Raw genomic sequence first — 15,184 nt, 5'->3', positions numbered from 1 at the left:
GAACTTTTATCCCTTCAACTCCGAAACCAGTCCTTGTATAGAAGTCTTTGCATCGCCGAAAAGCATGCGCGTATTTTCGTTAAAGAAAAGTGGATTATCCACGCCCGCAAAACCTGCAGAAAGCGAACGTTTGGAGACAATAACCGTCTTTGCTTCGTCCACATTAATAATAGGCATCCCGTAAATCGGGCTGTCGGGGTTTGTGCGCGCAGCGGGATTGACCACATCGTTTGCGCCAATAACCAAAGCCACATCAACCGTTGACATGATAGGATTGACATCTTGCGGCTCGACGAGTTGTTCGTATGGAACATTTGCTTCGGCTAATAAAACATTCATATGACCCGGCATACGACCCGCAACCGGATGAATCACATAACGCACTTCCGCGCCATTGGCTTGCAAAAGTTCGCCCAATTCACGCACAGCATGTTGTGCTTGGGCCACAGCCATCCCGTAACCCGGAACAATAATCACGGATTGCGCTGCTTCCAAAAGATAATAAGCGTCCTCGACTGAAACCGGTTTCGCTTCACCATGAAATGTGGCAGCCTTCTTTTTCGAAGCGCCCACACCACCAAATAAAACATTGGTCAAAGATCGGTTCATCGCTTTACACATGATACTCGTTAAAATAATACCACTCGCTCCCACCAAAGCGCCGGAAACAATGAGAACACTATTTAAAATCACAAAACCCGCCGCACTCCCCGCAATTCCGGAATAACTGTTGAGAAGAGAAATGACAACCGGCATATCAGCACCACCAATACCGATGACCGCCAGCACGCCCAACACCAAAGATAAAGCAACTGCAACAAGGAAAAGTGTATAACTTTCCGTAGGATTCATGCAGATCACAACACCAATTGCTAAAGTTCCTAGCAATAAAACAGCATTAAGAAATTGCTGGCCTTTAAAGAGAATGGGTTTACCCGGAATCATTTCGCTTAATTTACCAAACGCAACCACGCTACCGGTAAAAGTAATGCCACCAATTAACACTGCAAAAAAAGTGGAAACTAAAGTAAGTAAATCGGAATTTGGGTTATGATGAAACTCTGCCCAACCAACAAGCAAACTAGCCAAACCACCAAAACCATTAAATAAAGCCACCATTTCCGGCATCGCTGTCATTTTAACGGTGCGCGCAGCAACTCCACCAATCGCCGCGCCTACTAATGAACCCACAATAATCCAATGATAACTCATGCCTTGCTGCACTAAAGTGGCTACCACAGCCAACAACATACCAATCGCAGAAACAAAATTACCCTTACGCGCCGTCGTGGCTGAGCTGAGCATCTTTAAGCCTAAAATGAAAAGAACAGCCGAAACAATATAACAAAATTCAATGATTTGATTGAGATTCATGGATTTATTTTTTCTTATTTTTGAACATGCCCAACATGCGATCCGTCACCCAATAACCGCCAACAACATTAACCATCGCACAAGCTACAGCTATGGTTCCCAATACAGTTCGAAGCGCGTCACTATCGGTATGACCTGCCGAAACCAAAGCAGCCACAATGGTAATTCCCGAAATGGCATTGGAACCCGACATCAGCGGCGTGTGGAGTTGTGAGGGAACTTTGGCAATTAATTCAAACCCTAAAAAAATCGCGATTACAAAAATAAAAAGTAAAAACATAAAATTTTCCTCGTTTACCGTTTAAAGATTAAGATGTTTTTTAATGACTTCATTCACTACCTGACCATTACAAGTCATGAGCGAATTTTTTAAAATTTCGTCCTCTGTATTAAAACGAAATACTTTCTCCTTTTTATCCCAGAAATGTTCAATAAAATTTGCCACATTACTGGCATACATCTGACTCGCATGAATCGGCACACGCCCCGGAAGATTGCCTAATCCAATCACTCTTACACCATTGATATCGACTTCCTGATCCAATTGCGATCCTTCCACATTGCCACCCGTTTCCACCGCCATATCAATCACAATGCTGCCTGGTTGCATACCCTCAACCATGGCACGCGTCAAAATACGAGGCGCTTTTCTTCCAAAAACTTGCGCAGTTGTAATCACCACATCAGAATAAGAACAAACTTTCGCCATCGCTTGACGCTGTTTTTCGAGCTGTTCAGGCGTCAATTCTTTTGCGTAACCCTGCGCAGTTTGACCCGTCTCGCCCAAATCCACTTTCACAAACTTCGCACCCAACGATTGCACCTGTTCTTCCACGACTGGACGCGTGTCAAACGCTTCTACCCGAGCACCCAAACGTTTCGCAGTGGCGATTGCTTGCAAACCCGCAACACCCACACCAATAATAAAAACACGCGCTGGATTGAGCGTGCCCGCAGGCGTCATCATCATCGGGAATACTTTATCTAAACGTTCCGCCGCTAAAATCACTGCTACATAGCCCGCGAGATTGGCTTGCGAACTTAAGGCGTCCATTTTTTGAGCTAAAGTCGTTCGGGGAATCATCTCCATACTTACCGCGCTCACTTGAGCTTGAGCCAGTTGTTGAATCAAAGACGATTCATTAAAAGGATCCAAATAACTAACATGAATCGCTCCTTTTTTTAACAAGGCAATGTCTTCCGAAGCCGGCTTGCGAAGGCGCAATACCATATCAGCATTTTTTGAAGAAGCTGCGCGATCCGAACTCAGTTTAGCGCCCACTTTTTCGTAGCTCTCATCAGAGTAGCCAAGACCCGCGCCAAGACCTTTTTCAATTTCTACAGTTATACCCAACGTTGCCAATCGCTTGGCGGCATCAGGGGTTAAAGCAATTCGTTTATCAGAAGGATGATTTTCCTTAGGGAAGAAAAGAAGCATAAACTTTGTTGTTTCCTATTTTTTTCGGAAAGAAAATAGTCAGGGAACAGGACATTTGTCACGAAAAAAGAAAACAAAATTATTTTTAGTAAATTTAAGAATGGGCCACCACCTGTAACTTAACTGGCATTTTCCCTTCCAGAATATGTTCCACCTCTATATCTTCATCAATTAAAGGCCAATGCAACATCCTACCCTGAGCATAAATTTCAACCTTTTGCCTTTGCTCTGAAGTGGCGCGCGCTAAAAGTGGATAGCATTCATAAGGGACAATCACTTTTCTACCATCATTAAGTTTAAGCAAAAATGCCTCCCCTTGAATTTCCACTTCAACACATCTATTGGATTCTATCTTCATATTCATGCCATTTCTCATAAATTAAGTTACGGTAATTTTCTGTAATGCGCAAGATTTCAGCATTTTCATACTCTTTAAAATCACTCCAAGCAAAAGACATGTTTTCCACCCACAACTTTGCACCGCGCTTTCCTTCACGGATATGAACATGCATCGGTTCACTCAGATCAAAACTAACAAACGAAAAACGGAATCGACCTGGGATTGGAATGCGCGGCATTCTACCCCCTTTCAAAAAGATGGGTTACGGGAAGGTCACCACCACAATAAAGACATACTTTTCGCTTAGAATTGGAGTTGCGCTTGCATTTGGGACAAACCACAACCTGTTGACCAATTTTTCCATCCACAACCCCATCACGCAAATCAATTTCCTGCATCTTTTGCATGACTTGCTCTTCAGTAAAATCATTGGATTCTCGCAACAATTCCCACAAAGCTTGACACGTTAAGCTGAGGGTTTCCACGCGATTTTCTAATTTTTGAAAATCGGAAATCAATTTTTCCGTTTTATTAATCGCCTGCGAAGCTTGCGCTTCCGCTTCCTGAATTTTTCTGTGCTGATAAATACCAAATAAACCCATAACGTTTTAGATTAGAAAATTTTGAATTTTAGTATAGTATTATCATTAAATCAGTCTTTCTCTATTCATGAAATCAAAACTCTCTTTGCTCGGTTGGCTGCTTTTCACTGCGCTCATGACTTACGGTTTTTACATGCTCTTGCAACATAGCCACAACGGTTTTTTACAAGCCGTCGAACAGGAAGGCCGCAGAGTTTATCAGTTTTTTCAACGTCAATTTAAATGAGTTCCTCGCACATTATTATTGTTGCCGTGGGTTCATTAGGCGATCTCCACCCTTACCTGGCAATTGGGAAAGAACTCAAACGTCGCGGCCATCAGATTACCTTCGTTACGATTAGCCACTATCAAAAAAAAGTGGAACGAGCTGGCTTGAATTTTGCTTTAACGCGACCTGACTTTTCGCCAAATGACAAAGAAACATTGCAATTAGTCAACGATCGCTTTCGCGGCGGAGAATGGGTTTTTAGAAAATTCGTCATTCCCCACATCCGAGATAGCTATGAAGACCTAAATCGCGCCTGTGAAAATGCCGATTTATTAATTTCTCACCCCATCACTCAAGCCGCTCCGATTGTTGCCGCCAAAAGAAAAATGCCTTGGATATCCACGGTTTTATCCCCGATTAGTTTTTTTTCGTGTTATGATCCTCCCGTTATGCCCGCCCTACCTTTTTTGCGAGGGTGGCATTTAGGCCCTAAATTTTATCATCATTTTTTTAATCTAATTCGATCCATTATGAATCGATGGTGCGAACCCGTTTATCAGCTACGCGAAAGCTTAGGTTTAGAACGAGGCAGAAATCCTATTTTAGAAGGACAACATTCTCCTGATTTAGTCTTAGCTTGGTATTCTTCCCTCTTGGGCGAACCCCAAATCGATTGGCCCAAACAAACAGTCATGACAGGCTTTATTTTTTACGAAGAAGAAAATCAATCGATGACTCAACAAAAAGAATTAGAAACTTTTTTAGCGCAAGGCGAAGCGCCTATCGTTTTCACACTTGGCTCATCTCGCGTCCACACTCCCGGTATATTTTTTGAAGAAAGCCTTGTTGCGGCTCAACAGCTAGGTTTGCGAGCTATTATTCTCGCTGGCGAGCAAGCAAATGCGCTGCGTGCCACTTGGCATTTTTCATCATTTTATATTACCGATTATCTGCCTCACTCCAAAATTTTTCCTCACGCTAAAATTATCGTCCATCAATGTGGTATTGGCACCACGGCACAAGCCCTACTTGCGGGAAAACCGATGCTTGCGGTTCCTCAAGCACACGATCAACCCGATAACGCATATCGCCTGGAAAAGTTAGGCGTAGCTAAAGTTCTACCTCATCATCAGTATCGAAGAAAAAAAGTGATCAAAAAATTAGAATGTCTTATTAAACATTACTTATCTTTTCTGAAACAATCCACTGCAGCACAGAAACAAATTTTATCTGAAAACGGCACCCAAACCACTTGCGATCAGGTTGAAGCTTATTTGCGTCGCAAAAAACAAAACATTTAGAGTATAATATCATTCATGGAAAGCTGTGTGGTTTTCAGTCTTCGTTTGTTGCAAAAAATTTGCGCGCTCCTGCCCATGTCGATTTGTCGAATTACAGGATCATTTTTAGGTCTGATCATTGGAATTTTTGCTTTTCCTTATCGCCACGTCTTTCAAGAAAATTGGCAGATTGCTTTTTCACAACCACTTTCTTTCTGTGAACAAAATAAACTTTGGGCCAATTTAGGTCGCAATTTATTGGTATCCTTAAAAATGAGCGCTTCCACCCTTGAACAAAAAAAGAAATGGGTGCGTGTTATCGGCTTAGAACACCTTTACGAAGCCGTAAAACAAAGCGGTGGTGCAGTGATGGCAACAGGTCACTTCAGTTGCTGGGAATTGCTGGCGCACATTCCCCAATTTGCTGCCGATTTAAAATTTAACACTCTCTACCAACCTCTAAAAAATCGGCGCATGGACGAATGGATGCGACAAATCCGCGCGCGATGCGGTGTAGGATTAATCAGTCGACGTGGTGCTTGGAAAACTGCTTGCGAAAAATTGCGTCAAGGCGAAGTCGTGGCAATTTTTGCGGATCAACATGCCGGCAATCATGGTATTTGGACACCATTTTTTGGCAAATTAGCATCCACCTCTCCCCTTTCTGCTTTAATCGCCAAACGCACTCGCACCTGGATCGTCCCGGCAACTATCCGCACCACAAAAACCGGATGGGAAGTCGAATTTTCTTTGCCACTCAAACCACACAAGCAAACGGTGGCCGAGTTAACCTTTCAACTCAATCAACAATGGGAAAATGCCATTCGCAAACACCCACACGATTGGTTATGGGGCCATGAACGTTGGAAAATTCCTAATCCGCGTTTTTTATTAAAACAAGCCAAACGCGAAATTTATATTCCTCAATCCGTTTCGGTAAAACCTTTCCGAGTTCTAGTGAGAGGCATGAATTGGCTGGGCGACGCTGTGATGCATCTGGGCGCCTTGCGAAATTTAAAAGAAGGCAGACCCGATTTGCATCTCACTGTTTTAACACCAAAAAATTTAACGGATCTTTACTGTGCCTGTGAATTTGTCGACGCAGTTCAACCTCTTCCTCAAGTCTCCGATTTTTTAAAAACCTTGCGCCAAGTTTGGCTCACCGCACAACAACTCCGAGGACAATCGTTTGATGTGGCGATTTTATTGCCAAACTCTTATCGAACGGTTTTGGAAGTTTGGTTGGGTGGAATAAAACGACGGGTTGGCTTTCGTGTTCAAGGTCGTGGGAAACGAGCCATCAACCACAAAATTCCAATGAACTATTTTGACAGACCCAATGAACATCAAGCATTTCGTTGGCTTAATGCCGTAAAATGGTTAGGGGGCGAATTCAAAACAGAGCCTTATCTTCTACAAGCGACCACGCGAATCAATCGGGAAAGCTTGGGCGTGATTGCGCCGGGCGCGGCTTTTGGCCCTGCAAAGCGCTGGTTACCCGAACGTTTTGCTCATGCAGCCCGAGGCTTATCGGAAGTGTGTGAAAAATGGGTGATCGTTGGCGCTCCAGAAGATCAAAAAAGTTGTCGTGAAGTAGCCACACTCTTGCCCGGAGTAGAAAATCTTTGCGGCAAAACCAATTTAGGAGAATTAATTTTACTGTTATTAAAATCGCATTTTGTTTTATGCAACGATAGCGGCGTCATGCATCTCGCAGGCATTTGTGGCGCTAAAGTGGTAGCGATATTTGGTTCCACTGAACCTCAGGCCACACGCGCTAGACAATCCAGCGTAGCTTATGTGAGACATCACGTGCCATGCAGTCCCTGTTTTCGACGAGAATGTCCTCTAGGCCATTATCAATGCTTAAAAAAAGTTACTATCGCCGACGTGCTAGCGGCTTCCAATCAATTATTACAAAATCAGGAGGCTAAACCTTTACCCAATCTGGCTTGGGCGGGAGAAAAATCATGATTTTTGTTTGGGTCAATAAACGGAATTGGAAACATCCCGGCCCGATTATGAATGTGGGCGTGCATAATGCGCATGCTTTAGCGCAGTTGGGTCATGAAACTTATTTTTGCATTGGACAAGGCGAAGCGTCAGACACGGAAGAAGATTTAAAAGAAATCTACGATCTCACTCCTTCGCCTCATTTACACATTCATCGCGTGCCACGCAAACAGCTAGGAAAAACCACGTTGAGTTTATCTATTTTTTCTGAAGCCAAATCACTGATTCAACGTTTGCAAAAAAAAGATCGTGTTGTGGTATTAACCCGAGAAGCCTCTTTTGTTCCTTTCCTCGCCAAATTATGCCGAGATAAAAAAACACTTGGATTTTATGAAGCACACAATTTTTATGCTGACTTATTTTGGTGCAACGATCACTTATCGTTTCAAGATTATAAACAAGAACTTATTGAAAATCTTTTTTTACCCCAGCTTTCTGGCGTGATTTGCATTACTGAACCTCAAAAAGAACTTTACCAACGCAAATTCCCGAAATTGCCAGCTATCAATTTACCCTTAGGCACCAAGCCCCAAGCTGAAGACATAAGACTAATCTTAGAGCCAAGACGGCTCAAAAGAAAAGTTGTGTATGTAGGCAATCTGGATCGCGAAAAAGGTGTAGCCGATCTGGTAAAAATGGCTTCTGAACTCAATCGTCGCAATATTCAAATGGCTTTGTGGGGCGGCTCGCAAGAACAAATCAAACGCTTTAAAAAATTGATGCATGAAGAAAAAGTTCAAGACACTGTGGAATGCATCGGATTTAGACCTTTGCGAGAGCTTCATGAAGCCCTTGCGAGCGAAGTAAGTTTAGGATTAGTGCCTTTGCAAGACACTTTTTACAATCGTTATCTCACCTGCCCTGCCAAAGCTTTGGATTATTTATCCTTCGGTTTGCCCATCATCGCTTCTGATTTATTGGGCGTCAAAACCTTACTCCAAGATGCCGCATTATATTTTGACTCCGATAAACCCCAAACTTTGGCCCAGACTTGTGAAATGTTATTGGCAGATCGTGCTAATTACGAAAATGCTTGCGAGCAATCTCATCAACGAGGATTCGCATTCAGTTGGTCTCAACGCGCCCAAAAGCTAGTGCAATGGGTTGAAAGTTTGCTCTAAAATTTAAATCGTTTTCTCTCGCGGATTGCTGCGAAGCGGAATGGTTTTGTGCTCCAAATTGTGAATCGCGCGAATGTAGCGCACGGTGCGACTGTGAGCGCGCATCAAAATAGAATGCGTAATCGCCGTCTTACCAATCAATTTTACGCCAGGTAAAAGTGGGCTATCACTGATGCCTGTAGCACAAAAAATAGAGCTTTTCCCTGATAAAAGATCTTCCGTGTAATAAACTTTATCCAACTCCGCATCACTCAACCCGTCACATTCTTTCTTGCGCGCTTCCGGTGTGGGAAACCACATGCGCATTTGAATTTCCCCTTCCAAACACTTTAAAGCCGCCGCCGTTAAAATGCCTTCCGGCGTGCCACCGATGCCAACATAAAGATCAACACCCGAATCGGGCAGCGAAGGAGCCACCGCCGCAGTAATATCACCATCCCCCACCATCCGCAAAGAAGCTCCAACGCTTCGGACCGTATCGATAAAATTTTGGTTCCGAGGGCGATCCAAAATCACCACCACCACTTCCGCCACTCGCTTGTCCAAGGCTTTTGCCACTAGTTTGAGTGTTTCGTCCAAAGGATTATCAATCAAAAGCGCATGAGCACTCCCTTTTTTCTTAAGCGCTTTTGCAACTTTTGGACCATAAGCTAATTTGTGCGAATAGTAACTGGGCACATTAGACATCGCACGAGTTTGGCTGTCGCGAGTTTGAGCTCCCGCAATCACAGAAATGGAATTGGGCAATCCCTTCGAAATATTGGTTGTGCCGTCGATTGGATCCAGTGCTATATCAAAATGAGGCGACCCTTCTTTCCAGGTGCCTAAACGTTCACCCAAAAAAATTCCGGGCGCATTATCTTTAATCCCCTCGCCAATCACCACCTCTCCACAAATATCGACAACATCAAAAACACCGTAAATAGCGTCACATGCGGCTTCATCTGCTTTTTCTTTTTCACCCCTCCCCAACCAATGAATAGAATTTAAAGCAGCATTTTCCGTAGCACGCACAAATTCAAACTCAATCATTCTTTCTAAATTAGCCATAAGCAATATTTCTTTATAAAAACCTCTCAAGATAGTTGCTTGTCAATTCAAAGAATGCAATCTTATTATAAGATATTAAAGTGGAGGAGATGTGAGTATTGATATTCAACCTGTTATTGAGGCTGCTCAAGGTTATGTGTTGCTAGGAATGTATCGTGAAGCCTGGCAAGAAGTGCATAAATTAACCTTGCAAGAACAACTGTTGCCAGCGGTAATCGATCTCCGCATCGCACTTCACATGCAAGAAAAACATTGGAAAGAAGCCTTAGAAATTCTGGAACCGCTATGCCAGGTTGTGCCTGATCGCGACGATTATTTTGTTCACGCAGCATTTTGTTTACACGAAATGAATCGCACCAAAGAAGCGCGCGATAAATTATTATCTGGTCCAGACACTTTAGTTCGACAACCTCTATTTCATTACAATTTGGCGTGTTACGAAACGCGCTTAGGCAAACCTGATTTAGCGAAAGTTTCTTTAGAGCGTTGCTTTAAACTAGATGAAAGCTTTCGCGAAATCGCTTTAAAGGATGAGGATTTAAAAGAGCTAAAATCCTGGTTAATTTCTGATAATTAATCGCGAGAAATTTTCGTTTTTTTCTCCTTCAATCCAGTTTTTTCACATCAATAATTTGATCCCCGACTTTGAGTTGATCCACTACTTTCACGCCGTCATTTAACACACGGCCAAAAACAGTGTATTGCATATCGAGTTGATGAATGTCCTTAAGAGCAATATAAAATTGACTATTGGCTGAATCGGGATCTGATGCTCGTGCCATACCGACCATGCCTCGTTGATGAGTTATTTTAGGTGTAACTTCCAAAGGAATATCTGGAAGGTCAGAGCCACCTGACCCAATGTTACGCTGATCCAGGCCCTTTTTCGTAGCAGGATCACCTGCTTGAGCCACAAAATTGGGCACAATCCGATGAAAACGAATACCATTATAAAATTTTTTCTCTACCAAAATTAAAATGCGCTCCACATGTTTAGGCGCATATTCAGGATAAAGTTCAATATCAAAAGCTCCTTTGGAAGTGGTCATACGAATAACAGGATGAGACACAGTATTGGTTTCAGCAGCTTCAGACATGGGAACTCCGGTTAAGATTAAAAATAATGAAAGAAGAAAAATTCGTTTCATAATGACTTGTGACAGAAGTTAATATTAACTAAACTTGAACTAATGAAAAGACAAATCCTTGTCGGCTTCGTATGCATTGGCTCGTTAGTGGTTAATGCTTATCAATGGCACATTCATCAATCGACCTTAAAACGTCAAGCCGCCTTGCAAAATTTTTTAAATGATTATCTCACACAGGATAAAATGGCTGAGAAAGGATCTTCCGAACGAAAAAAGGATTTATTAAAAAAGCGCATTCACACCCTGGAAAAAGAAAAATCCCAAGCCCAATATGCTAAACTAACTAATCAAATGGATCTCACTAAGAAAGGAAACAGTAAATCCGCAAACGGCAACAACAATCAAGACAACCCTTTTCGCGAGCTTTTTCGCACTCCAGAAATGCAAGAGTTCATCAAAGCGCGACAGCGTGGTTTTTTGGCAGATACTTATAAAGATTTTGTTAACCAAATTGGTTTATCGCCAAAGGAACGAGAAAAATTTTTAGATATCCTTGCACAAAATCAGACACAATTTCCCGAACGAAATCGTCGCTGGCCGTCCAACTCTCCCACCAATCAATTAAACGCGGAAACAGAAAATAAAATGGAATCGGAACTTCAAGAACTATTAGGTTCTTCGCGTTATGCTCAATATGAATCCTATCAAAAAACTATAGGACAACGTTCAGCCATGCGCCAGTTTGAGCAACAGATTGCTCTCAGCGAAGCACCCCTACAACCCTACCAACGCGATCAAATGTTACAGATTTTAATTGAAGAAAACCGCAACGCTCCTTTTAGCGGCATACGACAACGCGATATGATGCGTCAATTCAGCCAATGGGATGAAGCGACTGCTCAACAATATTTTGAATCCCAACAAAAAGCAAACGACCGCATTTTATTGCGCGCGCAAACCGTATTAAATCCTAAACAACTTGAACAATTTAAAGAATTTCAAAATGGTTTGTTAAAAATTCAAGAAACTGGTTTAAAAGTATTTCGCGATCGTGCGAATCAACAAAATCAACAAAATTAAAAACATGAAAGAACCCATTACCACATTTGCGCTTAGCCTATTATGCTTCCTTCTTCTGATGACCAATGTTTATCAATGGCAAACCGCTAAAGCTTTAAGGCAAGAAACCCATCAATTAAATGAACGCCTCGTAGCCCAAACAAAACGTGCAGAAAAAGCTTTCGAAAAAAGACAAGAACAACGCGAAAAAAGACGTCTACAAATCGCTCAAACCATCAAAGCCCGTGATGACCAAGAAATAAATGAAGAAACCACTGTTATTCCATCCCCCATGGAAACAAAACCCACTCAAGAAAAAGCGAAAAATAATAATAATCCCCTAGCTCAACTTATGGCCAATCCTCAAATGAAAGAAATCATGCGCGCTCAACAACACATGATGGTAGAAAAAAATTATCGCGATTTCATTCAACACACCACGCTTTCTCCAGAAGCCAAAGAAAAGTTAATGGCGTTAATTGAAAAAGAGCAAATGCAACAATTTGAGTCAGTTCAACAAATTTTTGGCGGAACTAACTCTCGCATCAGAACAAAAAATGATTCTGTCAAAAATGAAATCAAAGAACTGCTAGGCGAGGATCAATATACTCAATTTAAAAATTATCAAAAAACATTATCCGAACGCATGGTAGTTGGCGGATTTGTGGATCAAATGGCCTCTAGCGACATGCCGATTCAACCTTATCAAAAAGAACAACTCACTCAAATTCTAATCGATGAATACCAGCACAATCGATTGAATCGCATGTCAGATAATCAAGCGCTAAACGCCATGACAAAATCTCAAAAAACAAGCGATGATTATTTCACGAAACAGCGAGAATTAAATGAACGCATTTTAGCGCGCGCTCAAACTATTTTAAATCCAGAACAATTGAAACGCTATAAAGCTTATCAAGAAAGTATTTTAAATCTGCAAGAAGCCAGCATGAAAATGTTTCAACCTCAGGAAAACAAACCTTAATATTGCATCCCTAGCAATTCTCTAAAATTTTCCGCAATGCTTTTACCCGGGAAAAATAATTTTTCTTCTTTCCATAAGAAAACTTTTGAGTTTTGCCAAATAAAAAGGGTAAAACATAAAGAGCCGACTTTGAAGTCGGCTCTAAGTTTTGTGGGGTAAGAAAGTCTACTTATTTGGGTCCTGCAATATTCCAGGGCTTCTTATTGGTCGCCACTTCGGGACTGTCAATCACTTTACCCGAGTCATCGAGATAACCAGCAATCGCAGAACGAGTCTTTCGTTTGTTGCGTTGCCAGATCACATCAATAATACCATCATTATTGAAGAAACCAGCTGCAGCAAATTTCAACTTCGGTTCTGGCGCAGTGACTTTATAAGGTTTACCCGGTTCTTTTTTACCATCAAATACTGCATTGCCTTGATTTTCATAAACGCTTAATTGACTGACACGTTTACGACCTTCTTTCACTTTTTCTTCAAAAATCAAATCGTTACGAAGGTCTGCGTTAAAGTCATACGCCGTCACCAACACACGTTTGAGAGTGTTCGTTGCTATGAAAGCATTGGTAGGGTAACCCCCATTGGCATCACCAAAATAGGCTTGGACGCCACGTTGTTTTTTGCGAGTGCCCTCGACTTTAATTTTTCCATGCCAGAGCAAGTCTTCAATGCCATCACCATTCACATCACGTGATGTAGCAAGCTTGAATTTTGCCGTGTTGGTAGCAATAGCAGTCGGACTTGCAAATCCATTGCTTAAGCTTCCTAGCGAAACTTGAATCATATTCATCTTCTTGCGACTTCCCGCAACTTTGACTTTACCTTGCCAAAAGAGATCCGAAAAACCATCGCGGTTGTAATCACCAATGGAAACCACGCTGAACTTTTTCGTATTGGAAGCCAGCACTTGTTCCGAACTGCTAAAGCCACCCTGGCCATTGGCTAAATAACCCGCAACTACAGTTTGTTTCGAACCATCGAGTTTCAGCTTTCTCTGCCAGAGCAAGTCAGGGCGACCATCATTATTCAAATCACCATAAATGCCCGTTCCAACAGGAATAATAACTCCTCCGATGACAATTTCCGCACGATCAGCGTTGTTAGTCATAATAGGATCCAAAGCATCCGAGGCCATAATGGAAGCATAAGCGGTTAACGTGTTATCCACTTGCGCATTGGCATCGACTCTAAGAGGAATGGTTAACGTCGCTGCTTGTCCACTTGCCAAGCTGGGAATACTCCAAAAACCAGAAGCGATATTATAAGTGCCCGTGCTCACAATCGGTGCACCATTTGTAACCAATCCAACGGGGGGCGCCGTAAAGACCACGACATTATCCGCAGTAGAATCACCATTGTTATTCACTGTCACAAGCATCTGAACCAATCCACCGATGCCTTGAGTGGCGAGATTGAAGCTAATATCAACTGCTAACTCCGCTTTATTGGTTGGCAAGTCACCAAAAACCATCACACGATTCATGTCAGGACCGTTCACAAAAAGACGGCCGTTAAGATCGAAATTGATACCAAACGGTCGCACCATAGATTGAGCATTGGTGCCAGTATTAAAGGGCGTGTTAGAAACAAAATCAGGTTGACCTAAAACCACATTAGCCGAGGGGAAATTGGTGTCAGGCACTTGGTTGTAAATTAAAACGCGATTATTTTCTGTATCACCAATGGCTAACAAACCTTTAGGTGAAACCGTAACTCCCGTTGGCGATTGAAAACGCACATCGTCACATCCTGGATCACCATCTCCCGGGAAACCGCCGAAGCCAATGGCAATATCAGCAGAAGCACCATCCGCTGTGGGAATGGTATTAAAAATAGTGGCTCTAAAATTATCGCGATCACCAATAATCAAACGGCCATCTGGAGAAACGGCTACATATTCAGGATGATTCACAAATTTAACTCCATTCGCATTGCTATCCTGAGTCATATTATTTTGACCAATGACAATATCTGCCGGTGTATTACTAGCCTCAGGAATATCGTTATAAAGTAGCACGCGATTATTCAACGTATCACAAACAAACATCTGTCCATTCGGCGCTACAAAAATACCCGTAGGGTATTCAAATTTAGTTGCACTTGGATTTCCGTCCGTTGTGCCAGTGTTAAAATCAGTTTGTCCTAAAACAATATCAGCGGCTTGACCGTTTACCGTTGGGATTGTATTCCAAATTAAAACACGATGATTACCTGAATCAGACGCAATCAATTTTTCACCATCGGGACTGAACGCCACCCCCATGGAACTATTCATAAGCGTCTGACTAACTCCTGGCGCTGCGCTCACAAAATCGGGTTTACCCACCACTACATCGGCAGGTTGCAAACTGTTAGTCGGAATCGTATTCCAAATCATAATGCGACCTTCATTGCTACAAGCCACTGCAAAATGGCCTTTCGCACTGATGGCCGATGCGCTCGCATGAGGAACATGGGTTTGATCCACTACAACACTAATAGTATTAAAATCGGGTTGCCCAATGACCATGGAAGCACCTTGAAAGGTAGTAAACTGAGCTTGTGCCTGACTAAAAAGACCTAACAAAACCAAAGGCAAAGCCCACCAATAAAAATAAATATTTTTTCTCATAATAAAAAACTAGCT

The 15,184-nt window shown here is 42.3% G+C and carries 16 protein-coding genes; 7 read left to right on the top strand and 9 right to left on the bottom strand.

Annotation, left to right across the window (positions count from 1 at the left end):
• Positions 1–6 precede the first annotated feature (6 nt).
• From K1X66_07745 to K1X66_07720, 6 genes are all read right to left on the bottom strand, one after another.
• On the bottom strand, positions 7–1,374 hold the full coding sequence (locus K1X66_07745; protein ID MBX7158262.1) for an NAD(P)(+) transhydrogenase (Re/Si-specific) subunit beta: 1,368 nt from the start codon (positions 1,372–1,374) through the stop codon (positions 7–9).
• Between the two features lie 4 nt (positions 1,375–1,378).
• Positions 1,379–1,654 carry an NAD(P) transhydrogenase subunit alpha gene (locus K1X66_07740; protein MBX7158261.1) on the bottom strand — a complete coding sequence of 92 codons (276 nt, stop codon included), beginning with the start codon at positions 1,652–1,654 and terminating at the stop codon, positions 1,379–1,381.
• 21 nt (positions 1,655–1,675) lie between these two features.
• The gene (locus K1X66_07735; GenBank protein ID MBX7158260.1) at positions 1,676–2,812 is read right to left on the bottom strand and encodes a Re/Si-specific NAD(P)(+) transhydrogenase subunit alpha; all 1,137 of its coding nucleotides are present in this window, start codon (positions 2,810–2,812) and stop codon (positions 1,676–1,678) included.
• 94 nt (positions 2,813–2,906) lie between these two features.
• Positions 2,907–3,170, bottom strand: a complete 264-nt coding sequence (locus K1X66_07730; GenBank protein MBX7158259.1) for a DUF2442 domain-containing protein — start codon at positions 3,168–3,170, stop codon at positions 2,907–2,909.
• On the bottom strand, positions 3,151–3,390 hold the full coding sequence (locus tag K1X66_07725; protein MBX7158258.1) for a DUF4160 domain-containing protein: 240 nt from the start codon (positions 3,388–3,390) through the stop codon (positions 3,151–3,153). Before K1X66_07725 ends, K1X66_07730 begins: the two co-directional genes overlap by 20 nt.
• Before the next feature lies 1 nt (position 3,391).
• Complete coding sequence (locus K1X66_07720; GenBank protein ID MBX7158257.1) at positions 3,392–3,754, bottom strand: hypothetical protein; 363 nt, start codon at positions 3,752–3,754, stop codon at positions 3,392–3,394.
• Positions 3,755–3,821: 67 nt separating this feature from the next.
• Between K1X66_07720 and K1X66_07715 the strand changes: the two genes are divergently transcribed.
• Genes K1X66_07715 through K1X66_07700 form a run of 4 tightly spaced genes read left to right on the top strand, consistent with a single transcriptional unit; the run spans position 3,822 to position 8,376 of the window.
• The gene (locus tag K1X66_07715; protein ID MBX7158256.1) at positions 3,822–3,980 is read left to right on the top strand and encodes a hypothetical protein; all 159 of its coding nucleotides are present in this window, start codon (positions 3,822–3,824) and stop codon (positions 3,978–3,980) included.
• Positions 3,977–5,263: a glycosyltransferase gene (locus K1X66_07710; protein MBX7158255.1), complete on the top strand. Its 1,287-nt coding sequence runs from the start codon at positions 3,977–3,979 to the stop codon at positions 5,261–5,263. The genes K1X66_07715 and K1X66_07710 overlap by 4 nt, the downstream gene beginning before the upstream one ends.
• Positions 5,264–5,278: 15 nt before the next feature.
• Positions 5,279–7,216 carry a hypothetical protein gene (locus tag K1X66_07705; protein ID MBX7158254.1) on the top strand — a complete coding sequence of 646 codons (1,938 nt, stop codon included), beginning with the start codon at positions 5,279–5,281 and terminating at the stop codon, positions 7,214–7,216.
• A complete protein-coding gene (locus tag K1X66_07700; GenBank protein MBX7158253.1) occupies positions 7,213–8,376 on the top strand; it encodes a glycosyltransferase in 1,164 nt (387 codons plus the stop codon). The genes K1X66_07705 and K1X66_07700 overlap by 4 nt, the downstream gene beginning before the upstream one ends.
• 3 nt (positions 8,377–8,379) lie before the next feature.
• Here the strand turns inward: K1X66_07700 and K1X66_07695 are convergent, their stop codons facing one another.
• Complete coding sequence (locus K1X66_07695) at positions 8,380–9,426, bottom strand: fructose-bisphosphatase class II family protein (GenBank protein MBX7158252.1); 1,047 nt, start codon at positions 9,424–9,426, stop codon at positions 8,380–8,382.
• A gap of 91 nt (positions 9,427–9,517) precedes the next feature.
• Here K1X66_07695 and K1X66_07690 point away from each other — a divergent pair, with 91 nt between their 5' ends.
• Positions 9,518–10,003: a hypothetical protein gene (locus tag K1X66_07690; GenBank protein ID MBX7158251.1), complete on the top strand. Its 486-nt coding sequence runs from the start codon at positions 9,518–9,520 to the stop codon at positions 10,001–10,003.
• 28 nt (positions 10,004–10,031) lie between these two features.
• Here K1X66_07690 and K1X66_07685 read toward each other — a convergent pair whose 3' ends face one another.
• Entirely contained in the window at positions 10,032–10,574 is a 543-nt protein-coding gene (locus tag K1X66_07685) for a peptidylprolyl isomerase (protein MBX7158250.1), read from the bottom strand.
• A 42-nt stretch (positions 10,575–10,616) separates the two neighbouring features.
• Between K1X66_07685 and K1X66_07680 the strand changes: the two genes are divergently transcribed.
• On the top strand, positions 10,617–11,594 hold the full coding sequence (locus K1X66_07680) for a hypothetical protein (GenBank protein MBX7158249.1): 978 nt from the start codon (positions 10,617–10,619) through the stop codon (positions 11,592–11,594).
• A 4-nt stretch (positions 11,595–11,598) separates the two neighbouring features.
• Positions 11,599–12,558, top strand: coding sequence for a hypothetical protein (locus K1X66_07675; protein MBX7158248.1), 960 nt, complete (start codon positions 11,599–11,601; stop codon positions 12,556–12,558).
• Positions 12,559–12,727: 169 nt separating this feature from the next.
• On the opposite strand, the gene K1X66_07670 is transcribed toward K1X66_07675, so the two are convergent.
• Positions 12,728–15,169 carry a DUF11 domain-containing protein gene (locus tag K1X66_07670; protein MBX7158247.1) on the bottom strand — a complete coding sequence of 814 codons (2,442 nt, stop codon included), beginning with the start codon at positions 15,167–15,169 and terminating at the stop codon, positions 12,728–12,730.
• Between the last annotated feature and the right edge of the window lie 15 nt (positions 15,170–15,184).

This window comes from Verrucomicrobiia bacterium (assembly GCA_019694135.1).
Taxonomy (GTDB): domain Bacteria; phylum Verrucomicrobiota; class Verrucomicrobiia; order JADLBR01; family JAIBCM01; genus JAIBCM01.
This window is presented reverse-complemented; position numbering and strand designations above follow the sequence as displayed.